General features: G+C 70.3%; 21 protein-coding genes. 14 read left to right on the top strand and 7 right to left on the bottom strand.

Annotated features, from left to right (window positions below; genetic code table 11):
* Positions 1–256 precede the first annotated feature (256 nt).
* Complete coding sequence (locus IAG44_RS09940; RefSeq protein WP_187746772.1) at positions 257–1,576, bottom strand: D-arabinono-1,4-lactone oxidase; 1,320 nt, start codon at positions 1,574–1,576, stop codon at positions 257–259.
* Positions 1,536–2,777 (bottom strand): MFS transporter, encoded by a 1,242-nt coding sequence (locus tag IAG44_RS09935; protein WP_187746771.1) that lies wholly within the window; start codon positions 2,775–2,777, stop codon positions 1,536–1,538. The genes IAG44_RS09940 and IAG44_RS09935 overlap by 41 nt, the downstream gene beginning before the upstream one ends.
* Before the next feature lie 295 nt (positions 2,778–3,072).
* On the opposite strand from IAG44_RS09935, the gene IAG44_RS09930 reads away from it, so the two are divergent.
* Positions 3,073–4,200 carry a ferrochelatase gene (locus tag IAG44_RS09930; protein WP_187746770.1) on the top strand — a complete coding sequence of 376 codons (1,128 nt, stop codon included), beginning with the start codon at positions 3,073–3,075 and terminating at the stop codon, positions 4,198–4,200.
* 8 nt (positions 4,201–4,208) lie between these two features.
* On the top strand, positions 4,209–5,030 hold the full coding sequence (locus tag IAG44_RS09925) for an inositol monophosphatase family protein (protein ID WP_187746769.1): 822 nt from the start codon (positions 4,209–4,211) through the stop codon (positions 5,028–5,030).
* 106 nt (positions 5,031–5,136) lie between these two features.
* Here the strand turns inward: IAG44_RS09925 and IAG44_RS09920 are convergent, their stop codons facing one another.
* Positions 5,137–5,301 carry a hypothetical protein gene (locus tag IAG44_RS09920; protein ID WP_187746768.1) on the bottom strand — a complete coding sequence of 55 codons (165 nt, stop codon included), beginning with the start codon at positions 5,299–5,301 and terminating at the stop codon, positions 5,137–5,139.
* A 445-nt stretch (positions 5,302–5,746) separates the two neighbouring features.
* Between IAG44_RS09920 and IAG44_RS09915 the strand changes: the two genes are divergently transcribed.
* From IAG44_RS09915 to IAG44_RS09900, 4 genes are all read left to right on the top strand, one after another.
* Positions 5,747–6,400, top strand: a complete 654-nt coding sequence (locus IAG44_RS09915; RefSeq protein ID WP_010353034.1) for a response regulator transcription factor — start codon at positions 5,747–5,749, stop codon at positions 6,398–6,400.
* Positions 6,401–6,469: 69 nt separating this feature from the next.
* Entirely contained in the window at positions 6,470–7,666 is a 1,197-nt protein-coding gene (locus IAG44_RS09910; protein ID WP_246563973.1) for a sensor histidine kinase, read from the top strand.
* Between the two features lie 396 nt (positions 7,667–8,062).
* Positions 8,063–8,359 carry a DUF4193 domain-containing protein gene (locus tag IAG44_RS09905; protein WP_043504706.1) on the top strand — a complete coding sequence of 99 codons (297 nt, stop codon included), beginning with the start codon at positions 8,063–8,065 and terminating at the stop codon, positions 8,357–8,359.
* Between the two features lie 13 nt (positions 8,360–8,372).
* Positions 8,373–9,302 (top strand): hypothetical protein, encoded by a 930-nt coding sequence (locus tag IAG44_RS09900; RefSeq protein WP_187746766.1) that lies wholly within the window; start codon positions 8,373–8,375, stop codon positions 9,300–9,302.
* A 4-nt stretch (positions 9,303–9,306) separates the two neighbouring features.
* On the opposite strand, the gene IAG44_RS09895 is transcribed toward IAG44_RS09900, so the two are convergent.
* Positions 9,307–9,771, bottom strand: coding sequence for a DUF3093 domain-containing protein (locus IAG44_RS09895; RefSeq protein WP_187746765.1), 465 nt, complete (start codon positions 9,769–9,771; stop codon positions 9,307–9,309).
* Between the two features lie 412 nt (positions 9,772–10,183).
* On the opposite strand from IAG44_RS09895, the gene dut reads away from it, so the two are divergent.
* The 6 genes from dut to IAG44_RS09865 all read left to right on the top strand — a co-directional run bounded on the left by dut (position 10,184) and on the right by IAG44_RS09865 (position 16,361).
* The gene (gene dut / locus IAG44_RS09890; RefSeq protein ID WP_187746764.1) at positions 10,184–10,741 is read left to right on the top strand and encodes a dUTP diphosphatase; all 558 of its coding nucleotides are present in this window, start codon (positions 10,184–10,186) and stop codon (positions 10,739–10,741) included.
* Position 10,742: 1 nt separating this feature from the next.
* Positions 10,743–11,513 carry a DUF3710 domain-containing protein gene (locus IAG44_RS09885; protein ID WP_187746763.1) on the top strand — a complete coding sequence of 257 codons (771 nt, stop codon included), beginning with the start codon at positions 10,743–10,745 and terminating at the stop codon, positions 11,511–11,513.
* A 347-nt stretch (positions 11,514–11,860) separates the two neighbouring features.
* Complete coding sequence (locus IAG44_RS09880; protein WP_187746762.1) at positions 11,861–14,482, top strand: sensor histidine kinase; 2,622 nt, start codon at positions 11,861–11,863, stop codon at positions 14,480–14,482.
* Positions 14,482–15,195, top strand: a complete 714-nt coding sequence (locus IAG44_RS09875) for a response regulator (RefSeq protein WP_425508517.1) — start codon at positions 14,482–14,484, stop codon at positions 15,193–15,195. Before IAG44_RS09880 ends, IAG44_RS09875 begins: the two co-directional genes overlap by 1 nt.
* A 41-nt stretch (positions 15,196–15,236) precedes the next feature.
* Positions 15,237–15,635 carry an OB-fold nucleic acid binding domain-containing protein gene (locus IAG44_RS09870; RefSeq protein WP_187746760.1) on the top strand — a complete coding sequence of 133 codons (399 nt, stop codon included), beginning with the start codon at positions 15,237–15,239 and terminating at the stop codon, positions 15,633–15,635.
* A 3-nt stretch (positions 15,636–15,638) separates the two neighbouring features.
* On the top strand, positions 15,639–16,361 hold the full coding sequence (locus IAG44_RS09865) for a DUF3159 domain-containing protein (protein ID WP_187746759.1): 723 nt from the start codon (positions 15,639–15,641) through the stop codon (positions 16,359–16,361).
* A 205-nt stretch (positions 16,362–16,566) separates the two neighbouring features.
* Here the strand turns inward: IAG44_RS09865 and IAG44_RS09860 are convergent, their stop codons facing one another.
* Both IAG44_RS09860 and IAG44_RS09855 read right to left on the bottom strand, forming a co-directional pair.
* Positions 16,567–17,244 (bottom strand): potassium channel family protein, encoded by a 678-nt coding sequence (locus IAG44_RS09860; protein ID WP_187746758.1) that lies wholly within the window; start codon positions 17,242–17,244, stop codon positions 16,567–16,569.
* Entirely contained in the window at positions 17,241–17,912 is a 672-nt protein-coding gene (locus IAG44_RS09855) for a potassium channel family protein (protein WP_055722519.1), read from the bottom strand. The genes IAG44_RS09860 and IAG44_RS09855 overlap by 4 nt, the downstream gene beginning before the upstream one ends.
* A gap of 333 nt (positions 17,913–18,245) precedes the next feature.
* On the opposite strand from IAG44_RS09855, the gene IAG44_RS09850 reads away from it, so the two are divergent.
* Together IAG44_RS09850 and IAG44_RS09845 are read left to right on the top strand one after the other, a co-directional pair.
* The gene (locus IAG44_RS09850; protein ID WP_187746757.1) at positions 18,246–20,303 is read left to right on the top strand and encodes an APC family permease; all 2,058 of its coding nucleotides are present in this window, start codon (positions 18,246–18,248) and stop codon (positions 20,301–20,303) included.
* Positions 20,304–20,641: 338 nt separating this feature from the next.
* Entirely contained in the window at positions 20,642–21,994 is a 1,353-nt protein-coding gene (locus IAG44_RS09845; protein ID WP_187746756.1) for a class I SAM-dependent RNA methyltransferase, read from the top strand.
* 39 nt (positions 21,995–22,033) lie between these two features.
* Here IAG44_RS09845 and IAG44_RS09840 read toward each other — a convergent pair whose 3' ends face one another.
* Positions 22,034–25,411, bottom strand: coding sequence for a type ISP restriction/modification enzyme (locus IAG44_RS09840; protein WP_187746755.1), 3,378 nt, complete (start codon positions 25,409–25,411; stop codon positions 22,034–22,036).
* Positions 25,412–25,490: the final 79 nt, after the last annotated feature.

The raw sequence follows: 25,490 nt of genomic DNA, 5'->3' as shown, positions 1-25,490 counted from the left end.
TAAGTGACTGACCCCGTCACCCTGTGCAACTAGTTCCCCTCCTGGCGGTCCAGCAAGGCCCCGGACACCCTGTAGGGAGGCCGGGCCCAGGGCTCGCAACAGTACTCCATTTGGCCCACGTGCGTGGATTGCCGCGCCCCTCAACTTCTGGCGAGAGGTGCGACTTGGCCGCCCGCTACCCCGTCCCCGGGATCTTGAACGTGGCGTACCTCACGCATCGTCCGGAACCGGAACTGTCGGTTTCGTCCCGCCGCCTCTACTGGCCCAGAACGCGGCGCAGATAGTCGTTCTGGAACAGCCGGTCCGGGTCCAGCCGGTCCCGCAGCGCGGTGAACTCCCCGAAGCGCGGGTACACGCGCGCGAAGTACTCCGCGTCACGCGTGTGGATCTTGCCCCAGTGCGGGCGCCCCTCGTGCGCGGTGAAGATGCGCTCGGCTGCTGTGAAGTACGCCTGGTACGCGGTCCCCCGGACCATGTGGACGGCGATGTAGGCGCTGTCGCGGCCCGACGCCGTGGACAGCGTGATGTCGTCGGCCGGGGCGGTGCGCACCTCGACCGGGAAGCTGACCCGCAGCCCCGAGCGCTCGACGGCCGCCTTCAGCTCGCGCAGCACCTCGGTCACCGCCGCGCGCGGGACGGCGTACTCCATCTCCACGAACCGCACCCGGCGCGGCGAGGTGAACACCCGGAACGGGATGTCGGTGTACGTGCGCGCGGAGAGTGCCTTGCTGGAGACCTGGGCGATCGCCGGGATCGTCGCGGGCACCGCCTGGCCGACCCACTGGGCCACCTGGAAGACGCCGTTGGACAGCAGCTCGTCCTCGACCCAGCCCTTGACCTGGCTCACCGGCCGGCGCGGGCCCGCGCTGCGGTTGTTGCGCTTGGTGTTGGTGCTGCCGGTGTGCGGGAACCAGTAGAACTCGAAGTGCTCGTTCTCGGCCCACAGTTCGTCGAACTCGGCGAGCACCTTCTCGAACGGCATCGGCTCCTCGCGCGCGGTGAGCAGGAAGATCGGCTCCACGGCGAACGTGATCGCGGTGACGATGCCCAGGGCGCCCAGGCCGATCCGGGCCGCCGCGAAGACCTCCGGGTTCTCCTTCTCGGAGCAGACGAGCACCGAGCCGTCCGCCGTCACCAGCTCAAGTCCCTTGATCTGGGCGGCGATCGAGGCGGACTCGCGCCCCGTCCCGTGCGTCCCGGTGGACGTGGCGCCGGAGACGGTCTGCTCCATGATGTCGCCCATGTTGGTCAGCGACAGGCCCTCGCGCGCGAGAGCCATGTTGAGCCTCTTGAGCGGAGTGCCGGCCTCCACCGTGACCGTCATGGTGTCGCGATCAATGTTGCGGATACCGGTCAACAGTTGAGGGCGGATCAACACGCCGTCGGTCGCGGCGATCGACGTGAACGAGTGCCCCGTACCGACCGCCTTCACCTTCAGGCCGTCCTCGGCGGCCCGCCGCACGGCCGCGGCCAGCTCCTCCACCGAGGCGGGCTCGACCTCCCGCGCGGGACGCGCGACGACGTTGCCGCCCCAGTTACGCCACGTGCCGCTCTTCCCGCTCGCTGTGCTGCTCAACGGTGCCTCCCCGACCCGTAGCCGGCCTGCTGAGCCGGCGATACCCCAGGAAACCCACCACGACCGCGACGGCCCCGGACACCGCCGAGACCCCGTACCCCGCGCGCGCCCCGGCCGCGTCGATCACCCATCCGGCCACCGAGGAACCGAGCGCCACCCCGACCGCGAGCCCGGTACTGATCCAGGTCATGCCCTCGGTGAGCTGCGCGCGTGGTACGTGCTCTTCGATCAGGGACATCGTCGTGATCATCGTGGGAGCGATGGACAGGCCCGCGACGAAGAGCGCCACGGCCAGAAACAGCAAGTTTCCGACCAGTAGGAGGGGGATCATACTCACGGCCATCGCCAAGATGCCCAGCAGCCAACGGCGTTGGGGCGCCCCGGAGAACCGCAGCAGGCCGAACACCAGCCCCGCCACGCAGGACCCGGCCGCGTAGACCGCCAGGACGACGCTCGCGGCCGCCTTGTGGCCCCGCTCGTCCGCGAACGCGACGGTCACCACGTCCACCGCCCCGAAGATCGCCCCGGTCGCCACGAACGTCGCCACCAGCACCTGGAGGCCGCGCGAGCGCAGCGCCGAACCACCCTCGCCCCGGCGCCCGCGCGGGTGCGGCTTCGGCTCGGTGGCCCGCTGCGCGGTCAGCCAGAACACGCCGACCGCGAGGAAACCGGCCGCCAGGAGCGGCCCCGCCTCCGGGAACCAGGCGGTCGACAGCCCGATCGAGATGATCGGCCCGAAGATGAAACACACCTCGTCGACCACCGACTCGAACGAGTACGCCGTGTGCAGCTGCGGAGTCCCCCGGTAGAGCGCGGCCCACCGCGCGCGGACCATCGCCCCGAGGCTCGGCACCGAGCCGATGCCCGCCGCGCACACGAACAGCGCCCAGTCGGGCCACGAGAAGTGCGCCGCCAGAAGCATCCCCGCCGAGGCCACGAGCGCCACCAGGGTCGCCGGGCGCAGCACCCGGCGCTGGCCGTGCTGGTCCACCAGCCGGGAGATCTGCGGGCCGATCAGCGCGGCCGACAGCGCGATGGTCGCCGACAACGCGCCCGCGAGCCCGTAGCGCCCGGTCAGCTGGGAGATCATCGTGACCACGCCGATGCCCATCATCGACAGCGGCATCCGCCCGACGAACCCCGCGGCGGCGAAACCCTTCGTGCCGGGAGCGGCGAACAGTGCGCGATAAGGGCTGGCCAAGGCGGTCTCCGGTCAAGCGGTGGCCGCACCCGGCCGACGGCTCGGCACGGTGCGGACGGTGGCGGCTCTGCGGTGGTGCGGGGAGGCGGACCGGGGAGCGGTCGGCCCGGCTCGGGCGGCGGATCGGTCCCGGCGGCCCGCGCCCGAGGGCCGTACCGAGATCGTAAGGTGCTTACGCGGCCTATACAGCTTACGGGCCGGGTCACCCGAACGCACCACACTTCCCGGCTTCGGGAACTTCTCCGAGGCACCCCGCCGTTTCCCGGTTGTCAGCGGCGGGTGGCAGGATCGACCCATGTCAGACGCGCTCGATGCCACCCCCTACGACGCCCTGCTCCTGCTGTCCTTCGGCGGCCCCGAAGGTCCGGACGACGTGGTCCCGTTCCTGGAGAACGTGACGCGCGGGCGAGGCATCCCCACCGAACGCCTCAAGGAAGTCGGGCAGCACTACTTCCTCTTCGGCGGGGTCAGCCCGATCAACGACCAGAACCGCGCCTTGCTGGACGCCCTGCGCAAGGACTTCGCCGAGCACGGCCTGGACCTGCCGGTCTACTGGGGCAACCGCAACTGGGCCCCGTACCTGACGGACACCCTGCGCGAGATGACCGCCGACGGCCGCCGCCGCGTCCTCGTCCTCGCCACCAGCGCCTACGCCTCCTACTCCGGCTGCCGCCAGTACCGCGAGAACCTGGCCGACTCGCTGGCGACCCTGGAGGCCGAGGGCCTCGACCTGCCGAAGGTCGACAAACTGCGCCACTACTTCAACCACCCGGGCTTCCTGGACCCGATGATCGACGGCGTCGTGCAGTCCCTCGCGGACCTTCCCGAGGACGTCCGCGACGGCGCCCACATCGCCTTCTCGACGCACTCCATCCCCACCGCCTCCGCCGACACCTCCGGCCCTGTCGAGTCCCACGGCGAGGGCGGCGCGTACGTCGAGCAGCACCTGGAGACCGCCCGCCTCGTCGCCGACGCCGTACGCGAGCGCACCGGCGTCGACCGCCCCTGGAAGCTCGTCTACCAGTCCCGCTCCGGCGCCCCGCACATCCCGTGGCTCGAACCCGACATCTGCGACCACCTGGAGGAGCTGCACGCCGCGGGCGCTCCCGCGGTGGTCATCGCCCCCATCGGCTTCGTCTCCGACCACATGGAGGTCCTGTACGACCTCGACACCGAGGCCAAGGCCAAGGCTGAGGAACTGGGCCTGCCCATGCGCCGCTCGGCCACGGTCGGCGCCGACCCCCGCTTCGCCGCGGCCGTCCGCGACCTCGTCCTGGAGCGCGCCGCCGCCGAATCCGGCCGTGAGGTCACCCCTTGCGCCCTCGGCAGCCTGGGCGCCACCGCGAACCTGTGCCCCATCGGCTGCTGCCCCACCCGTGCCCCCAAGCCCGCCGCCGCGGGCGCCGACAGCCCCTACGCGTGAGGAGCCCCATGACCGCCGCAGAGACCCTGTACGACGAACTCCTCGGCCTCGCGCAGGAGGCCGCCCGGCGCGCGGGCGCCCTCCTGCGTGACGGCCGCCCCACGGACCTCACGGTCGCCCACACCAAGTCGAGCCCCATCGACGTCGTCACCGAGATGGACATCGCGGCCGAGAAACTCATCACCGGCCTGATATCGGACCACCGCCCCGACGACGGCTTCCTCGGCGAGGAAGGCGCCTCCGTCGAGGGCACCTCGGGCGTCCGCTGGATCATCGACCCGCTCGACGGCACCGTCAACTACCTCTACGGGCTCCCCAGTTGGGCCGTCTCCGTCGCCGCGCAGCACAACGGCGAGACGGTCGTGGGCGTCGTCCACGCGCCCCTGCGCGGCGAGGCCTACCAGGCCGTCCTGGGCCGGGGCGCCTGGATCACGGACGAGCAGGAGAGCACCCTCCCCCTGAAGGTCCGCGAAGCACCGCCCCTGGAGCGGGCGTTGATCTCCACGGGCTTCGGCTACACCACCGAACGCCGCACCTCCCAGGCGGCGGTGGCGGCGGCCCTGATCCCGCAGGTCCGCGACATCCGCCGGGGCGGCTCGGCGGCCATCGACCTGTGCGACGTGGCGGCCGGCCGTCTGGACGGCTACTACGAACGCGGCCTGAACCCCTGGGACTACGCGGCGGGCGACCTGATCGCCAGGGAGGCGGGCGCGCTCACCGGCGGCCGGGCGGGCACCCCCCTCTCGACGGAACTGACCATCGCCGCCCCCGAAGGGGTCTTCACGCCCCTCCAGGCGCTGCTGGAGGACCTGGGAGCCTGGCGCGGCTGATCCGGGCCGACGACAGCGAGAACCCCCGGCGCTGGATTCGCCGGGGGCTCTCGTCGTCATGCCGTTCTCAAGACACCGTTTCTCAGGACGCCGTCCTCAAGCCGCCCTAGGCGCCGACCTCGACCCCGTGCTCCGCGGCCAGCCGCCGCAGATCGTCGAGTTCCGCCTGCTCCACCTCGACGAGGAAGTCGTCCCCCTCGTCACGAGCCCGGCTCAGGTCGGTTTCGGTCGCCCTTATGCGCTGGAGGAGTCCTGTGGTGAAAGCGTCCATGCTGCGCCCCCTCGTCCTGGGTCGTGGGTCGATGGCACGGGGGTGTGCCAGTCGGAAGGGGCGATCACGTCTGCGGCAGATGCCCAGCACACCGGACGCGCTGGGCGGCGACGGTGCCGGGCACCCACGTCCGCTCTGCGAGACGAAACGAAAGCGGCCGTACCGCACGGGGATGCGGCACAGGCAGAGTGTGATCGCGGGGTGTAACGCTTCCTCCCCCCGCTCCCTTCCACGGAAACCTCAACCCGACGAGAAAATCTGGCATTCCCGGGTCTCACACCTTCCCTTCATCCGGCGCTCACCGGCCCGCCCCCGTCCGGCCCGCACCCGCCTTACAGCCGACTTATGGCCGAAAAGGGCAGGATGGGGTTCACACACATCATGCGGACCCCTGCCCGCGCGCCCTCATGGAGCTACGCGGGTGGACACAGGAAGGACAAGCGACGTGCGCGTACTCGTCGTCGAGGACGAGCAACTGCTCGCCGATGCGGTGGCCACCGGACTGCGCCGGGAGGCCATGGCCGTCGACGTCGTGTACGACGGTGCGGCCGCCCTGGAGCGCATCGGCGTCAACGACTACGACGTGGTCGTCCTCGACCGCGACCTCCCGCTGGTCCACGGCGACGACGTCTGCCGCAAGATCGTCGAACTCGGCATGCCCACGCGCGTGCTGATGCTGACGGCGTCCGGTGACGTGAGCGACCGCGTCGAGGGCCTGGAGATCGGCGCCGACGACTACCTGCCCAAGCCGTTCGCGTTCAGCGAGCTGATCGCGCGCGTACGCGCGCTGGGGCGGCGTACGAGCGTGCCGCTGCCGCCGGTCCTGGAGCGCGCGGGCATCAAGCTGGACCCCAACCGCCGGGAGGTGTTCCGGGACGGCCGCGAGGTGCAGCTGGCGCCGAAGGAGTTCGCGGTGCTGGAGGTCCTGATGCGCTCCGAGGGAGCCGTGGTGTCGGCGGAGCAACTGCTGGAGAAGGCGTGGGACGAGAACACGGACCCGTTCACCAACGTCGTACGCGTGACGGTGATGACGCTGCGCCGCAAGCTCGGTGAGCCGCCCGTCATCGTCACCGTGCCCGGTTCCGGCTACCGGATCTGATCCACCGTGGCCGCGCCCGCGCCCCCCAAGGCGCCCCCGAAACCCACCTGGGACCCCCGCCGCCCCGAGATGCCGTTCCCGTGGCTGCGCCCGACGATCCGGATAAGGCTCACGCTGCTGTACGGCGGCATGTTCCTGATCGCCGGCATCCTGCTGCTGTCGATCATCTACCTGCTGGCCGCCCAGGCGATCAACACCGGCAACGAACCGCCGTTCAAGATCGTCACCGGTAACTCGATGAGAGTGACGAGTTCGTCCTGCCCGGCCGTCAACGCCGCGACCAACGCGGACGGAGAGGTGTACCTGTCGACGTTCAACGCGGCGATCAGCGCGTGTGTGGACGAGCGCCGCCAGGACTCGCTGGACAACCTCCTCAGCCGCTCCCTGCTGGCCCTCCTAGGGCTCGCGGTGATCGCGTTCGCCTTCGGGTACGCGATGGCGGGCCGGGTGCTCACCCCGCTGGGCCGCATCACGCGCACCGCGCGCGCGGTCGCCGGTTCGGACCTGTCCCGCCGGATCGAGCTGGACGGCCCGGACGACGAGCTGAAGGAGCTGGCGGACACGCTGGACGACATGCTCGCGCGCCTGCAGCGTGCGTTCACGGCGCAGCAGCGGTTCGTCGGGAACGCGTCGCACGAGCTGCGTACACCGCTCGCGATCAACCGGACGCTCCTGGAGGTCCACCTCTCCGACCCGAACGCGCCCGTGGAGCTCCAGCAGCTCGGCAAGACGCTGCTGGCCACCAACGAGCGCAGTGAACAGCTCGTGGAGGGGCTGCTGCTGCTCGCCCGCAGCGACAACCAGATCGTCGAGCGCAAGCCGGTCGACCTGGCGGAGGTGGCCGGGCAGGCGATCGACCAGGCGCACGGCGAGGCCGAGGCCAAGGGCGTCACGATCCGGGGCGAGCGGCAGAGCGCCGTCGTCCAGGGCAACGGCGTGCTGCTGGAGCGGATCGCGCTGAACCTGGTGCAGAACGCGGTGCGCTACAACGTGCCCGAGGAGGGCTGGGTCGAGGTGACCACCGAGGTGCAGCACGGGCAGGCGGTGCTGGTGGTGTCGAACACCGGTCCGGTGGTCCCGGCGTACGAGATCGACAACCTCTTCGAGCCGTTCCGGCGGCTGCGTACGGAGCGCACGGGCAGCGACAAGGGGGTGGGGCTCGGGCTGTCGATCGTGAGGTCGGTCGCGCGCGCCCACGGCGGGCACATCTCGGCTCAGCCGAGAGAGGGAGGGGGACTGGTGATGCGTGTCACCCTGCCCCTCTGAGATCATGGGCCCGACACACGCGGGGGCGTTCGCTTTGCGCGGAATTTTCGGGGCTTCGTCCCCGTGCTCATGTGTGTGATCGATCACAAGGACGAATTTCCGGCCATCTACTCACCGTGATCATGGAGGCCGCCGTAAGGCCCGGAAAATCCGGGTTTTCGAGGGTCCGGATGACGGGAAGTACACGGTGGGGCGCCTTTGAAGTGCGACATTCGGACCGTGTACGGTCCCGATCGCCATCCAACCCGATCACCCGTGAGGGGGCCGGTTGGGTGTCGATTGAGTAACAGACCTTGATGTGAGGCAAAATCTCCCGCTCAAGGCGGGCACAAGTCCGGCCTCTCACGCGTTACGTGCGCTGGAGACACCGCATTCACCCAGAGGGGGAGAGCGAATATGGCAACCGATTACGACACCCCACGCAAGACCGACGACGACGTCGACTCCGACAGCCTTGAAGAGCTGAAGGCCCGGAGGAACGACAAGTCGGCGTCCTCGGTCGACGTCGACGAGTTCGAGGCCGCCGAGGGCCTCGAACTGCCCGGAGCCGACCTCTCCAACGAGGAGCTGGCCGTCCGGGTGCTGCCCAAGCAGCAGGACGAGTTCACCTGCATGAGCTGCTTCCTGGTGCACCACCGCAGCCAGCTGGCCCGCGAGAAGAACGGTCAGCCGATCTGCCGCGACTGCGACTGAGGGAGGGTCGGCCGTGACTGGCTCGACCCCTCCTCGGAAGCGCCGCTTCCCCCTGAGGAAAGCGGACCAAGGGCCGCACGACGGCCCTCTCGGCGTGCGTGACGACGAGCGAGGTTCATCCGCCACCGGATCGGCCTCGCTCGAACCGGCCGGGAACGGGAGCGAGCTCCCGGTACCGGAACGGGGCACCGCGGCCGTCGCCAGGCGGTCGGCCGCGGTGATCAGGGACAGAGCCCGGGACCTGGCCCGGGACGGCGTCCACAAGGGCCGTGACAGGGCCAGGGCCGGCCTGGGGTACCTCGCGGACCGGGTCATCGAGAACGCCCCCAGAATCCCCGTACGCGACCTCAGGACGCTTCAGGGGCAGTTCCCCGGTCTCGGACCCGAGGAACTGGCCGACAAGCTCGTGGCGGGCGCCGCGAACGCCTCGGCGACCGTCGGCGCGGGCGTGGGCGCCGCCGCCATGCTGCCCGTCCCGCCCGCGATGCCCGCGGAACTGGCGGCGGAGATCACCGGCGTCGCCGCGATCGAGCTGAAACTCATCGCCGAACTGCACGAGGTGTACGGCCTCAGACCACCCGGCACCCTCAAGGACCGCAGCACCGCCTACCTGCGCTCCTGGTCCGGCGAACGCGGCGTCGACGTGCTCAAGCCGTCCTCCGTGAACTCCGCGCTCGGCAGCCAGATGAAGCGCGAACTGCGCCAGCAGATCATGAAACGCATGGTGCGCAACCTGCCCAACCTGGTCCCGTTCATGGTCGGAGCCGCCGTCGGCGCCGTCATGAACCGCAGAGACACCAGGAAACTCGCCGCGAAACTCCGTGCCGACCTCAGAAAGCGGCAGGTCCCCTGGGACGCTCTGCCGGCCCTCCCGCCCCTGGAGAAACCGACCGACCCGCTCCCCATCGAGGAACGGGCCGGCCGCGAGGAACTGGGGCGCTGACGCGCTAGACGGCGGCCTCGCGGGCCTCCTTGAGGGCCTGGGCCAGCCGCTCGGGCTCTCGCGTCGACAGGTACAGGTACGGCGTCGGGTCCTCGGGGTCGGTGACGAGGACGCGCAGCGCGCCCGGGATGTACGCGCGCAGCAGCAGGTACGCGCGCGTGTCCGCCTTGTACGTCCGCCAGGCGCGGGCCTCCTCCTGGTCCAGCACCTCGGCCTCGCCGAGTGCCGTCACCGGGATCTTCGCCTCTCCCGCGATCAGGAAACCGCCCACCACGCGGATGCGCGGGGAGCCGTACGCGCTGGCCACGACCGCCGCCACCGCAGTGCCCCCGACCAGGCCGCCGAGCAGCGGCAGGGTGCCGAACGGCAGCATGATCAGGGCCATCGCGACGCCCACGAGGAAGGACAGGAACCACCACGAGCGGGGGGCGGTGAGGCGTTCTTCGTACGGGGCGGTGGAGAGCTGCATGGGCCAAGCTTGGCACGGGGGACCGACAGTGCCGGGGCCGGGGCGGGACGCGCGGAGGTGACCGGTCGGTAAGAGCGGTGAGCACGAGGTGGCCGAGGGTGAGGGACAGGCGGGTAAGGTCTGCGGCTGTGAGTGGTACTTCCGCAGCTCCTCAGCCTCCGGCCGGCGCCCCGCGACCGGTGCGCCGCCCTGACGCCCCCGCGCACGGCGGGCTTCACGGTACCCACTGCGAACAGTGTTTCGGACGTGGCGAGGACCAGGCCCGCCGGCCGCACCCGGCCTCCCGCGCGGGCGCGCTGCCCACGCGGGCCGGAGCCGCGCGCTTCGCGGGCCGCGGGCGGGCGGAAGAGATCCGGGCCGTACAGGACGGCCCGGACCGGATGCGGCGCCTGCGCGCCTTCGAGGTGACCCCGTGAGCCGTGAACCCCGTGAAGAACTCGCCGTACGGATCCGGCGCGTCGACGCGGACGTACCGCTTCCCGCGTACGAGCACCCCGGTGACGCGGGAGCCGACCTCAGGACCACCGAGGCGTGCGAGCTGAAGCCCGGCGAGCGGGCCGTGCTGCCCACCGGGGTGGCGATCGCGCTGCCCGAGGGGTACGCGGCCTTCGTGCACCCCCGCTCCGGGCTCGCAGCCCGGTGCGGAGTCGCCCTCGTGAATGCCCCGGGGACGGTTGATGCCGGGTACCGTGGGGAGATCAAGGTGATCGTGGTGAATCTCGATCCGCGCGAGGCTGTGCGGTTCGAGCGCTTCGACCGGATTGCCCAACTGGTCGTCCAGCAGGTCGAGAGGGTCCGCTTCCAGGAGGTCGCGGAACTCTCCGGCTCGGCTCGGGGCGAGGGGGGCTTCGGGTCCACCGGCGGTCATGCCGCGGTGGGGACGGACGGTACGAGCGGTGACGCCGCCACGGGCGGCACAACGGGTGGGAATCGATACGCTTCGGTCGTATCCGACCGGGAAGGACAGTGACGTGTTCGGACGTCGCAAGAAGAAGGATGCCGCCGAGGGCGCGGCCGGCGAGGCCGAGCAGGTCGTCGACAGCGTCGACACTGAGGCGGACGAGACGGACGCGGGCCCGCGCGAGCGCGTACGGCTCGAACCCGAGCCCCGGCCCGACGGCCCCTGGGACAGCACCGAGGTGAGCGACCCCGCCGAGGGCCGCGTCGACCTCGGCGGACTCTTCGTGCCCGGTGTCGACGGCATGGAGCTGCGGGTCGAGGTCGCGGGCGACGCGATCGTCGCGGCGACCGTCGTGCTGCGCGACAGCGCGGTCCAGCTCCAGGCGTTCGCCGCGCCCAAGCGCGAGGGCATCTGGGGCGAGGTGCGCGAGGAGATCGCCTCCGGCATCACCCAGCAGGGCGGCATCATCGACGAGGTCGAGGGTCCGCTGGGCTGGGAACTGCGCGCACAGGTTCCGGTGCAACTGCCGGACGGGCAGAGCGGCTTCCACGTCGTCCGGTTCGTCGGCGTGGACGGGCCGCGGTGGTTCCTGCGCGGGGTGATCTCCGGGCAGGGCGCGGTGCAGCCGCAGGCCGCCGGGCTGCTGGAGCAGATCTTCCGTGACACGGTCGTCGTGCGCGGCGAGGGGCCGATGGCTCCCCGCGACCCGATCGTCCTCAAGCTGCCCAACGACGCCCAGATGGTCCCCGAGGGCGTGCAGCAGCAGGAGGAGGAAGGGTCGCGCTTCTCCGGTGGCATGGGGCAGTTGCAGCGTGGGCCGGAGATCACCGAGGTGCGCTGAGCGGGTTTCCTCGCGAGACTGAGGCGAGGCGGAGGAAGGGCTGGATCCCGTGGGGATTCGGCCCTTCTTTGTTTTTGCGCGGTTTTCGCGAGGCCGGGATTCGCGACGTCGGGTTTCACGAGGCGGGGTTTCACGGGGCGGGAAAAAAATCTTGCGAGGCGTGAACCGATCGGCGGGCCTCGTCCGATGAAGGGGCAGAAGGACTCGGCGGCTCGGCCGGGGCGGCGGCAGAGCGTCAGAGTTGCGTCAAAGGAGAGGTGGTGGCGAAGGGAGTGTCTGATTTGTCTGACGAAAGGGTCGTAACGTCTTCGCTGCACACATGGTGGTCGGCGGAAGACAATGAGGGCATGGCGCGCGGGAAGCTTCGGATCTATCTCGGTGCGGCGCCGGGCGTCGGGAAGACGTACGCGATGCTGTCGGAGGCGCACCGCAGGGTCGAGCGCGGTACGGACTGCGTGGTGGCCTTCGTCGAGCATCACGGCCGGCCGCGTACCGAGGTGATGCTGCGCGGCCTGGAGGAGATCGGACGCCGGACGATCGACTACCGGGGCACCGCGTTCACGGAGATGGACGTGGAGGCGGTGCTGCGGCGGGCCCCGGCGGTCGCCCTGGTGGACGAACTCGCCCACACCAACGTGCCGGGCTCGCGCAACGCCAAACGGTGGCAGGACGTCGAGGAACTGCTGGCCGCCGGGATCGACGTCGTGTCGACGGTGAACATCCAGCACCTGGAGTCGCTGGGAGACGTCGTCGAGTCGATCACCGGGGTGCGCCAGCGGGAGACCGTGCCGGACGAGATGGTGCGCCGGGCCGACCAGGTCGAACTGGTGGACATGTCGCCGCAGGCCCTGCGCAGGCGGATGGCGCACGGCAACATATACCGGCCGGACAAGGTCGACGCGGCGCTGTCGAACTACTTCCGCCCCGGGAACCTCACCGCGCTGCGGGAGCTGGCGCTGCTGTGGGTGGCCGACCGGGTCGACGAGTACCTGAAGCAGTACCGCAGCGAGCACCGCGTCTCGGCGATCTGGGGCTCGCGGGAGCGGATCGTCGTCGGGCTGACCGGCGGCCCCGAGGGACGCACCCTGATCCGGCGGGCGGCGCGGCTCGCGGAGAAGGGCGCCGGCGGCGAAGTGCTCGCCGTCTACATCTCCCGCAGCGACGGCCTCACCTCGGCCTCGCCGAAGGAACTCGCCGTGCAGCGGACGCTGGTCGAGGACCTGGGCGGCACGTTCCACCACGTCGTCGGGGACGACATCCCCGCGGCGCTGCTGGACTTCGCGCGGGGCGCGAACGCGACACAGATCGTGCTCGGGTCGTCGCGGCGCAAGGCGTGGCAGTACATGTTCGGCCCCGGCGTCGGCGCGACCGTCGCCCGGGAGTCGGGTCCCGACCTGGACGTGCACATCGTCACCCACGAGGAGGTCGCCAAGGGGCGTGGACTGCCCGTGGCCCGGGGCGCCCGGCTCGGGCGGGCCCGGATCCTGTGGGGCTGGGTCGTGGGCGTCGGCGGCCCGGTGGTGCTCGCGCTGCTGCTGAACGCCGTCCACCTCGGGCTGGCCAACGACATGCTGCTGTTCCTGGCGCTGACGGTGGCCGCCGCGCTGCTGGGCGGGCTGCTGCCCTCGCTGGCCTCGGCGGCGCTGGGCTCGTTGCTGCTGAACTACTTCTACACACCTCCGCTGCACCGGTTCACGATCGCCGACCCGAAGAACATCGTCGCCATCGTGATCTTCGTCGGGGTGGCGATATCGGTCGCGTCCGTCGTCGACCTCGCCGCGCGGCGCACGCACCAGGCGGCCAGGTTGCGGGCCGAGTCGGAGATCCTGTCGTTCCTCGCGGGGAACGTGCTGCGGGGGGAGACCAGCCTGGAGGCGCTGCTGGAGCGGGTGCGGGAGACGTTCGGGATGGAGTCGGCGGCGCTGCTGGAGCGGGAGGGCGACGTCGCGCCGTGGACCTGCGCCGGGCGCGTCGGGCTCGGGCGGGCGGTGGAGCGGCCCGAGGACGCCGACGTGGACGTACCCGTCGGCGACCACATGGCGCTCGCGCTGACCGGGCGGGTGCTGCCGGCCGAGGACCGGCGGGTGCTCGCGGCGTTCGGGGCGCAGGCCGCCGTCGTCCTCGACCGCAGACGGCTCCAGGAGGAGGCCGACCGGGCGAGGGCGCTCGCTGAGGGCAACCGGATCCGCACGGCGCTGCTGGCCGCGGTCAGCCACGACCTGCGGACGCCGCTCGCGGGGATCAAGGCTGCGGTGTCGAGTCTGCGCTCGGACGACGTGGCGTGGTCCGAGGAGGACCAGTCGGAATTGCTCGAAGGGATCGAGGAGGGCGCCGACCGGCTCGACCACCTGGTCGGGAACCTGCTCGACATGTCCCGGCTCCAGACGGGGACCGTCACGCCGATCGTGCGGGAGATCGACCTCGACGAGGTGGTGCCGATGGCGCTCGGCGGGGTGCCCGAGGACAGCGTGGAGCTGGACATCCCGGAGACGCTGCCCATGGTGTCCGTGGACGCGGGGCTGCTGGAGCGGGCCGTCGCCAACCTGGTGGAGAACGCCGTCAAGTACAGCCCGGCCGGGGAGTGTGTGCTGGTCGCCGCGAGTGCGCTGTCGGACCGGGTCGAGGTGCGGGTCGTGGACCGCGGGCCGGGGGTGCCCGACGAGGCCAAGGAGCGCATCTTCGCGCCCTTCCAGCGGTACGGTGACGCCCCGCGTGGTGCGGGGGTCGGGCTCGGGCTCGCCGTGGCGCGGGGGTTCGTCGAGGCGATGGGAGGCACACTGGCCGCCGAGGACACGCCGGGGGGTGGGCTGACGATGGTGCTGACGCTGCGGGCGGCGGGCGGAGGGCCGGCTGCGGGGGGCTCCGGGAGCGCGGTGCCAGGGAGCGCGGTGTCCGGGAGCGTGGTGTCCGGGGCCGGCGGCGGTGTGCCGGGAGAACGGTTGGGAACGTCCGAGAGGCAGGGCGCATGATGAGCTCCGGTGGGGGGAGTGCCCAGGGACCCACGAGGGTGCTCGTGGTCGACGACGAGCCGCAGATCGTGCGGGCGCTCGTGATCAACCTGAAGGCGCGCAAGTACGAGGTGGACGCGGCGCACGACGGGGCGAGCGCGTTGCAGTTGGCGGCGGCGCGGCACCCCGACGTCGTCGTGCTCGACCTGGGGCTGCCGGACATGGACGGGGTCGAGGTGATCAAGGGGCTGCGGGGGTGGACGAGGGTGCCGATCCTCGTGCTGTCGGCGCGGCACTCGTCCGACGAGAAGGTGCAGGCGCTGGACGCGGGGGCGGACGACTACGTGACCAAGCCGTTCGGGATGGACGAGTTGCTGGCGCGGCTGAGGGCGGCCGTGCGCAGGGCGGAGCCGGTGGGGCCGGGGGAGGGGGAGGTGCTGGTCGAGACGGAGGGGTTCACCGTCGACCTCGCGGCGAAGAAGGTCAACCGCGGCGGCAAGGACGTACGGCTCACGCCCACCGAGTGGCATCTGCTGGAGGTGCTGGTGCGCAACACCGGGCGGCTGGTCAGCCAGCGGCAGTTGTTGCAGGAGGTGTGGGGGCCGTCGTACGGGACGGAGACGAACTATCTGCGGGTGTACATGGCGCAGTTGCGCAGGAAGCTGGAGGGGGACCCGGCGCACCCTCGGCACTTCATCACGGAGCCGGGGATGGGATACCGGTTCGAGAGGTGAGGGGGCGAGGTGTGTCGGTGGGGGCCGGTACGCTTTCAGGTATGAGTGCTGTGCCGCATTCCGAGAAGCCGGTGGGCCGGTTCCGGCGTATGCTCGACCGGCTTTCCTCGTCGCAGGAGGACCTGGAGTCCGAGGAGCTGCGGGAGGATGCCGAGACCGCCGGGTGTACGCGGATCGGGGACTGCCAGGATCGGCAGATAGTGACGGTTACTGGTACGTTGCGCACGGTCACTCTGCGCCCGCGGGCCGGGGTTCCGGCACTGGAGGCGGAACTGTTCGACGGATCCGCCGCGTTGGACGTGGTGTGGCTGGGGCGGCGCTCCATCGTCGGCATAGAGCCTGGACGCCGGCTCATCGCGTCCGGCAGGGTGTCGATGAGCCGGGGGCGGCGCGTGCTGTTCAATCCGAAGTACGAACTGAGACCCCTCGGTAGGGAGTAGCCGGTGACGTCGCTCGACAAGCCGACCGAAGAAGCGCAGGCGCGGGACGCTCGGGCGGTGACCGAGGCCGCGCTGTTCGAGGCGTTCGGCGGTGTGCGGGGCATGGTCGAGACGGTTGTGCCCGGTCTGCTGTTCGTCACGATCTACACGATCAACCAAGATCTCCACATGTCGGCGATCGCCGCGCTGGCCGTGTCCATCGTGCTGGTCGTGGTGCGGCTGGCCAGGCGGGGGACGGTCAAGCACGCGTTCAGCGGGGTGTTCGGGGTCGCCTTCGGGGTCGTCTTCGCGATGATGACCGGCAATGCGAAGGACTTCTATCTGCCGGGGATGCTCTACACGCTGGGGCTGTCGCTCGCGTACATCGTCACGACGTTGTGCGGGGTGCCGTTGATCGGGCTCATGCTCGGGCCCGTGTTCAAGGAGAACCTGTCCTGGCGGACGCGGAATCCTGGGCGCAAGAAGGCGTACGCCAAGGCGAGTTGGGCCTGGGGGCTCATTCTGCTCGCCAAGTGCGCGATTCTGTTTCCGCTGTACTGGTGGGCGGACACCACGCAGTTGGGGTGGGTGCTCATCGCGTTGAAGATTCCGCCGTTCCTGTTGGCGGTGTGGTTGACGTGGGTGTTCCTTGCGAAGGCTCCGGCGCCTATTGATGTGTTCGCGGAGATGGAGGCGGAGGAGAAGGCTGAGGCTGAGCGGAAAGCTGCCGCTCGGGGGGGCGAGTAGGTCGCCCCCGCCGCCCCTTCCCTTCCCGACCCCGGGGATGTGCCCCCGGACCCCCCTCGCCTACTGTGGGGGGTTTGTCGGTTGTGGGGCGGGTGCGGGATCGCTGTGGTTGTTCGCGCAGTTCCCCGCGCCCCTAAAAGCTAAAAGCAAAAAGAAGTTGGGCCCCCTGCATGTGCAGGGGGCCCAACTTCTCTCATCAAGACCCTTACGCGTCCGTCTCTTCCCTCCGGACCGACAACAGGTCCTCCAGCTGTTCCTCTCTTGCCGGGGCTGCCACGAACAGGAGTTCGTCGCCGGGTTCGAGGGAGTCTTCCGGAGTGGGGGTGAGGACTCGGGTGCCGCGGATGATGGTGACGAGGGACGTGTCCTCGGGCCACTCGACGTCGCCCACCTGCGTGCCGGCCAGGGCCGACTCCTCGGGGAGGGTCAGCTCGACGAGGTTGGCGTCGCCGTGGCTGAAGCGCAGGAGACGGACGAGGTCGCCCACCGAGACGGCCTCCTCGACGAGGGCCGACATGAGGCGGGGGGTGGAGACGGCTACGTCGACGCCCCAGGACTCGTTGAAGAGCCATTCGTTCTTGGGGTTGTTCACCCGGGCCACCACCCGGGGAACGCCGTACTCCGTCTTGGCCAGCAGCGACACGACCAGGTTGACCTTGTCGTCGCCCGTCGCGGCGATCACGACGTTGCAGCGCTGGAGCGCGGCCTCGTCCAGGGACGTGATCTCGCAGGCGTCGGCGAGGAGCCATTCGGCCTGGGGGACCCGTTCCACCGAGATCGCGGTGGGGGCCTTGTCCACGAGCAGCACCTCGTGGCCGTTCTCCAGCAGCTCGCCCGCGATCGAGCGGCCCACGGCGCCGGCTCCGGCGATGGCGACCCTCATCGGTGACCGCCTTCCTGGGGACCTTCGGCGAACACGGCCTCGACCTTCTCGACCTCGTCGGTGCGCATCATGACGTGGACGAGGTCGCCTTCCTGGAGGACCGTCTGGGAGGTGGGGAGGATCGCCTCGCCCAGGCGGGTGAGGAAGGCCACACGGACCCCGGTCTCCTCCTGGAGCGTGCTGATCTTGTGGCCGATCCAGGACGGCGAGGTGTGCACCTCGGCGAGCTGGACCCCGCCGGTGGGGTCGCGCCACAGCGGCTCGGCCCCGGACGGCAGCAGCCGGCGCAGCATCTGGTCGGCGGTCCAGCGGACCGTGGCGACCGTCGGGATGCCCAGCCGCTGGTAGACCTCGGCGCGGCGGGGGTCGTAGATCCGCGCCGCGACGTTCTCCACGCCGAACATCTCGCGGGCCACCCGCGCGGCGATGATGTTGGAGTTGTCACCGCTGGAGACGGCGGCGAAGGCGCCCGCCTCCTCGATGCCCGCCTCGCGCAGGGTGTCCTGGTCGAAGCCGATGCCGGTGACCCGGCGCCCGCCGAAGGAGGAGCCGAGGCGCCGGAACGCGGTCGGGTCCTGGTCGATCACCGCGACGGTGTGCCCCTGGCGCTCCAGGGTCTGCGCGAGGGCGGAGCCCACCCGGCCGCAGCCCATGATGACGATGTGCATGGCCCTACACCACGCTCCCCACAGGCACGGTGACCTGCGTCGCTGTCGTTCTCATGTCCCTCTCTCGGCTCTTCGGGCGGTGCGTCGCGGCCTGATTGCGATCGCCAGGCAAACATCATGCCCGGGAATCCGCCGGCCGAGGGCCGGGGGCTGCCGTCGATTGCCCACCTCCAACGTAGCCCCTCTCGGCGGCGGCCTCGCGGGAGGGGGACTCGGGCGCCCTTCCCCAGATCGGCATCCCGGCGACGGAGCGGAGGGTTCCATGTGGCCGTGTGATGAAGGTGAGCCCGGGAGGTGGGCGGCTGCCTGTTCGAAGGCTTACGATTCTCTGTTGTGTCCAAACTGACCGACGTGCCCAAACGGATCCTGATCGGGCGCGCTCTGCGCAGTGATCGGCTTGGGGAAACGCTCCTGCCGAAGCGCATCGCCCTCCCTGTCTTCGCTTCCGACCCGCTGTCCTCCGTGGCGTATGCGCCCGGGGAGGTGCTGCTGGTCCTGTCCATCGCGGGCGTGTCGGCGTACCACTTCTCGCCCTGGATCGCCGTCGCGGTCGTCGTCCTGATGTTCACGGTGGTGGCCTCCTACCGGCAGAACGTCCACGCGTACCCGAGCGGCGGCGGCGACTACGAGGTGGCGACCACCAACCTCGGGCCCAAGGCGGGCCTGACCGTCGCGAGCGCGCTGCTCGTCGACTACGTCCTGACCGTCGCCGTCTCCATCTCCTCCGGCATCGAGAACCTGGGCTCGGCGATCCCGTTCGTCGTCGAGCACAAGACGGCGTGCGCCGTCGCCGTCATCGTCCTGCTGACGCTGATGAACCTGCGCGGCGTGAAGGAGTCCGGGAAGCTCTTCGCGATCCCGACGTACGTGTTCGTCGCGGGTGTCTTCATCATGATCGCGTGGGGCGCGTTCCGGGGGCTCGTGCTGGACGACAGCATGCGGGCGCCGACCGCGCAGTACGAGATCAAGGCCGAGCACCAGGGGCTCGCCGGGTTCGCGCTGGTGTTCCTGCTGCTGCGGGCGTTCTCCTCCGGCTGCGCCGCGCTGACCGGCGTCGAGGCGATCTCCAACGGCGTTCCCGCCTTCCGCAAGCCGAAGTCGAGGAACGCGGCCACCACGCTCAGCGCGATGGGCCTGCTGGCGGTGACGATGTTCTGCGGGATCATCGTCCTCGCGCTCGCCACGGACGTCCGCATGGCGGAGCACCCGGCGACGGACCTGCTGAAGAACGGGGTCGAGGTCGGGGCCGGGTACGTGCAGAACCCGGTGATCACGCAGGTCGCCGAGGCCGTGTTCGGCAAGGGCAGCTTCCTGTTCGTGGTGCTCGCGGCGGCCACCGCGCTCGTGCTGTTCCTCGCGGCGAACACCGCGTACAACGGCTTCCCCGTGCTCGGCTCGATCCTCGCGCAGGACCGCTACCTGCCGCGTCAGCTGCACACCCGCGGCGACCGGCTCGCGTTCTCCAACGGCATCGTGCTGCTGGCGGGCGCCGCGATGCTCCTCGTGTGGATCTACGGCGCCGACTCCACGCGCCTCATCCAGCTCTACATCGTCGGCGTGTTCGTCTCCTTCACGCTCAGCCAGACCGGCATGGTCCGGCACTGGAACCGCCACCTCGCGACCGAGAGCGACCCGGCCAAGCGCCGGCACATGGTCCGCTCGCGGGCGATCAACGCGTTCGGCGCGTTCTTCACCGGGCTCGTCCTCGTCGTCGTCCTCGTCACGAAGTTCACCCACGGCGCGTGGGTCGCGCTGCTCGGGATGGTCATCTTCTTCGCGACGATGACGGCGATCCGGCGCCACTACGACGGGGTCGCGGCGGAGCTGGCGGCGAGCGAGGGGCCCAGCGACGACAGCGTGCGGCCGTCGCGGGTGCACTCCGTGCTGCTCATCTCCAAGATCCACCGGCCGACGCTGCGGGCGCTGGCCTTCGCGAAGCTCATGCGCTCCGACACGCTGGAGGCGCTGACCGTCAACGTCGATCCCGTCGAGACGAAGGCGCTGCGCGAGGAGTGGGAGCGGCGCGGGATCGATGTGCCGCTCAAGGTCCTCGACTCGCCCTACCGCGAGGTCACGCGGCCGGTCATCGAGTACGTCAAGAGTCTGCGGCGGGAGTCGCCGCGCGACGCGGTGTCGGTGATCATCCCCGAGTACGTCGTCGGGCACTGGTACGAGCATCTGCTGCACAACCAGAGCGCGCTGCGCCTCAAGGGGCGGCTGCTGTTCACGCCGGGGATCATGGTCACCTCCGTCCCCTACCAGCTCCAGTCCTCCGAGGCGGCCAAGCAGCGGGCCCGGCGGCGGCAGGAGTGGAACGCGCCGGGGGCTGTGCGGCGGGGGCCGGCGGGGGCGCCTGAGCGGACGCGGGAGACTAGCGGGGGCGGCGAGTAGCGGGGGCGGGGGAGGGGAGCGGGCGCGGTTTCCCGTACCGGGCTGGGCTCCTCGTGCGGCGGTGGGTTTCCCGTACCGGGCTGGGCTCCTCGTGCGGCGGTGGGTTTCCCGTACCGGGCTGGGCTCCTCGTGCGGCGGTGGGTTTCCCGTACCGGGCTGGGCTCCTCGTATGGCGATGGGCTTCAGGTACCGGGCCGGGCGCCTCGTACGGCGGTCGGCTTCCCGTGCGGCGGCGGTCGTCGCTTCCTGGCCGAGGGCCTAGACTGGACGGCTGTCGTCGTACGGCGGTCCGCAGGCCGCCGCGCCCCCTCACCTCCCCGATCTGGAGTCACCCCGCCATGCAGGCAGAACCGAAGAAACAGCAGGCGGGGAAGTCTCTCGACGAGCGGGTCTCGCTCGTCGGCCGTGAGTACGAGGTCGAGATCGGCCCCGTCGCCCACGGTGGGCACTGCATCGCGCGCACGGACGAGGGCCAGGTGCTGTTCGTCCGGCACGCGCTGCCCGGTGAGCGGGTGCTCGCGCGGGTCACCGAGGGCGAGGAGGGTGCACGGTTCCTGCGCGCCGACGCCGTCGAGATCCGGACGGCGTCCAAGGACCGGGTCGAGGCGCCGTGCCCCTTCGCCGGGCCCGGGAAGTGCGGGGGCTGCGACTGGCAGCACGCCAAGCCCGGCGCCCAGCGGCGCATGAAGGGCGAGGTCATCGCCGAGCAGCTGCTGCGCCTCGCCGGGCTCACCCCCGAGGACGTCGGCTGGGACGGCACGGTCATGCCGGCCGAGGGTGACAAGCTGCCCGCGGGCGAGGTCCCGCAGTGGCGGACGCGGGTGCAGTACGCCGTCGACGCGGACGGCAACGCCGGTCTGCGCCGGCACCGGTCCCACGAGGTCGAGGTCGTCGACCACTGCATGATCGCGGCGCCGGGGGTCAGCGAACTCGGCGTCGAGAAGCGGGACTGGGCCGGGATGGAGTCCGTCGAGGCGATCGCCGCGACCGGTTCCCAGGACCGGCAGGTCATCCTCACGCCCCGTCCCGGCGCCCGCCTGCCCCTCGTCGAACTCGACAAGCCCGTCTCCGTCATGCGCGTCGAGGAGCGGGACGGGGGTGTGCACCGTGTCCACGGGCGGGCCTTCGTCCGCGAGCGTGCGGACGGGCGTACGCACCGGGTCGGCAGCGGCGGTTTCTGGCAGGTTCACCCCAAGGCGGCCGACACGCTCGTCCTCGCGGTCATGCAGGGGCTGCTGCCGCGCAAGGGCGAGATGGCGCTCGACCTGTACTGCGGGGTGGGGCTCTTCGCGGGCGCCCTCGCGGACCGGCTCGGCGAGGCCGGCGCCGTCCTCGGCATCGAGTCCGGCAAGCGGGCCGTCGAGGACGCGCGGCACAATCTCGCCGGGTTCCCCCGTGTCCGCATCGAGCAGGGCAAGGTCGACTCCGTCCTGCCTCGCACCGGCATCACCGAGGTCGACCTCATCGTCCTCGACCCGCCCCGCGCGGGCGCCGGGCGCTCCACCGTCCAGCACCTCGCCTCCCTCGGGGCTCGGCGGATCGCTTACGTCGCCTGCGATCCTGCTGCGCTGGCTCGGGATCTGGGGTACTTCCGGGAGGGGGGGTATCGGGTGCGGACGCTTCGGGCGTTCGATCTGTTTCCGATGACCCACCACGTCGAATGCGTGGCGATTCTGGAGCCGGTGAAGTAGGGCGCCTATGGCGTACGGCTTCCCTCGACGTCGTGGGCGTCAGTCAGGAAAGTCGAAACTCTCCTGACCCGGACCAGGGGTGCGTCGAGACTTCCGTGGCGGTTTCGGTTCCCTGATCGCGTAGGCAGGCACGGGCAGGATGCCCTCGCCCCGTAAGTCGTCGACGGTGATGAGCGGGCCGCTGCTCACGGCATCCAGCAGCCGGGCCTGTCGGGGTTCGAGGGCCACGAGGAGCCCGAGTGCGTTGATGAGGTCGAGCAGGTCGACGGTCCACCGGGCGGGCCAGGCCGGGGGCAGGATCTCGTTCAACGGGGTCTGCCGTTCCACGTCCGGCCTGCGCTTGCGGAAGCCGAACCACTTGCGGATCACCTGCACTCCGCCGATCCGGTAGTCCCAGACCTCCGGCGCCACCGGACGTATGCGGCCCGTGCCCACGGTGAGGGTCCGCGTGGACGTGTCGTAGGAGATGGCCTCGGGTAACCCGTCGTCCTCTCCGATCGCGACGACGCATTCCGGTCGTTCCTCCGGGGGAAGCCTGGGGGGCGTGCCGGGCGAACTGCCGTGGTGGGAGGCGAAGCGCCGGCCGTACGTGTGGATCCACACCGTGCGCCTGCCCACTTCCACGACCTCCGCCCAAAGAGCCGGGTCGCGCGTCATAGGGATCCGGGCACCCCGCTCGGCGAGGTTCGCGGCGAAGCGGCGGGTGTACCCGCTGTGGCCGGCTGTTCCCGCGATGTACGCGAAGAGGTCCTCGGCGGTGACTGTCACGCCGTGCGTCTCGGTGAGCAGCCGCAGCAGGCCAGGGGTCACGTTCGGTTCTGCCAGGTGGGGGTGGCGGTAGAGAGGGGCGACGCGTCCACCTTCGGTGCCTTTGAAGTGGTGCATGTCGGGAAGGAGAGCGGTGAACCCGACGGCCGGGCCGATGCGTCCCGACTCCGTATGCAGCTCGGAGAGGTAGATCTGGCGTCGGTCGTTGTGGGCGAACCACAAGGCCGGTCGTGGAAAGTCGATCACTCGCCGGTCCGCGATGATGTACTGCCTGTCGAACGTCATCCGGCCGTAGGGAACGATGACCGGTACCGTCTCCTGCTCCGCAGCGAGGGTGCTTCTTTCCCGCTGGCCGGGCAGTGGTGGTTCTGGTTTGTCGGGACGGCGGTCCCGGGTGGATTTCAGCAGTGCGGCCTTGTCCTCCGCCGGGGCTTGGACGAGCCTGCGCCACCGGGCCTTCAGAACGTCCCGGCTGGGTGAGACGGGCCAGCTGCGGTTGTTCTTGTTGCCGGAGCTGGTCCAGGGCAGCAGGGCGTCCACCGGTGGCATGGCCGACCACTCGGAGTCGGACGTGATGTGAAAGGGCGCGGTCCACTGTGTGGGGCAGAGCTGCCAGGAGGTCCCTCCGCGATGGCCGTCGAGGCCAAGCCCTTCCAGCCAGTCGAACTTCTCCTCGCGCGTGCCCGCGGGGACATCGAGGCGCCAGACCCGCGCCGGTGTACCCGCGTTCGGGGCGCCGTGGCGGACGAAGACGGCGATGCAGATCTCCCGCTTGACGTCCTGGAAGACACGAGTACGCGGGTCGGAGTAGGCGCCTTCGGGGGAGAGGCCGATGACCCAGCCCTCGTCGGCGGCCTCGCGCAGGTAGTGGCGCATGCCGGCCGCGCCGTCGCTGTCCAGGTATCCGGAGTTGGTGATGAGGGCGACGATCCCGCTGGGGGCCTTCGGCGCTCCCGAGACGGTCAACTGGTCGAAGACCTTCCAGGTGGACCACGCCCAGAAGTAGACGTAGAGGTTGTCGAGGGCGTAACCGACGCGTCCGTTGTCCTCCGGGTGGAAGCGGGCGAGGATCGCGCCCTTGTCGTTCGGGTTGCCCTCGGTGACCCAGCGTCCGACCCCTGACTGCCGTGCGCCCCGCAGGTAGGGCGGATTGCCGATGACCACCATGACCTTTTCGTCCGCCTTGATCTTGTTCGCCATGCGGCGGTGGCGAGCGATCGCCTCGTACATGAAGCCCAGGTGATGCTCGACGGCGGGATCGTCGAGCGTGTCGGCCACCAGAAGCCTCGGCGGGCGGCGCGTGACGTCGGCGTCGTGGGACCGGAAGGCGTGGTGCACCCGGAGTTCCGCGACCGCGTACGGCCCGGTCTGTTTCTCCAGCCCGACCAGCCGGCCCGCGAGCTCCTGGAGCAGCCCGGACTTGAGCGTCCCGCCGTACTTCAGCGACAGGGACTTGGCGACGTGGTCGATGATGTTGATGAGGAAGGTCCCGGTGCCCATGGCCGGATCGACGACGGTGACGTCCTCGCTTCCGTATCCGTCCTCCTGACCGAGTCGGTCACGCAGCACCTCGTCGGTGAAGCGGACCATGAAGCGGACGACTTCGCCGGCCGTGTAGTACGTACCCGTCCGGCGTCGCAGTTCCGGGTCGTAGGCGGTCAGAAACCCCTCGTACAAGTGAAGGTAGGCGTCTCCGGTCTCGTCCTTGAACATCTCGGGGTCGACGGCCGATATGACGTCGATCAACGGGTCGATGACGCCCCGCAGGTCGTCGAGGGCGTCATCCGTCAGCACGGCCAGCGCCTTGCCCATCAACGAATGTCGTTTGCCCAGCCGGATCGCGACCTCGGGGAGCGTGAGCCTGCTCAGGTCAATGTGCTCAAGGCGAGCCAGCAGCGTGGCAAAGGTCAATGTCTGGCTGTATTGGTCCGCGAATTCCTCCGGGCGGGCATCAGGAAAGAGCAGGTCCTTCCAGTTGTCGGCCAGGATCGCGAACGCGGCGTCGGCTTCCCCGTGCTCTTCGCGGGTGAGACGTTCGGTGACCTCATCGCGCAGCAGAGCGCAGATTTTCGCGATGCGCTTGACCAGTTCGGCGATGCTGCCGTGGACGATGGGGGCGGGCAGGAAAAAGTGCGTAAGGGCACGCTCGAAACCGGTGTCCGCGACGGCGAGTCGCCGGCTGCCGGATTCAAGGTCCCCGACCAGGACTCCAGTCGGGCCGACCTGTACGCCGAAACGGTAGACAGCCCACTGGTACCCGTCGGTGTAGAGCACGTTGTGCAGGGCCTTGATCTTCTCCCATTGCCTCCGGTTGTGGCTTCTCACCGACCACTGCTCCGGATCGGCACCCGCTCCTGGTGGCTTCAGTTCGACGTGCCCGATGGTCCTGCCGCCGCAGGAGATGGCGAAGTCGGGCCGGATCTTGAGTTCCTTGACGCGACTCTGGCCGTGGGCGATGAGCTTGAGACGTTGCCGCGAGGCCATGCCGCGCAGTAATTGCTCCACCGGCGCGGTCAGGCTGTCCTCCTTGCTGCTGACCGCCCCTGCGGGACCTTGAAGCTTGGCCCTGACCTCCTCGCCGAACCGGGCGACGAGATCCGCGACTGATCCGGTCGTGCCCTTTGCCGCCCAGGCGTCCCCTCTTGCCATCGGCCCCCCAAGGTCGCACCTACGCCGACGATCAGACCTATACAGAATGCCCATGACAAACTAAGTGGTAAACGCCAGC

Source organism: Streptomyces roseirectus (assembly GCF_014489635.1).
In the GTDB taxonomy this organism is placed as follows: Bacteria; Actinomycetota; Actinomycetes; order Streptomycetales; family Streptomycetaceae; genus Streptomyces; species Streptomyces roseirectus.
Note: the sequence above shows the minus strand (reverse complement) of the source record. Positions and strands in the feature narration are given on the sequence as shown.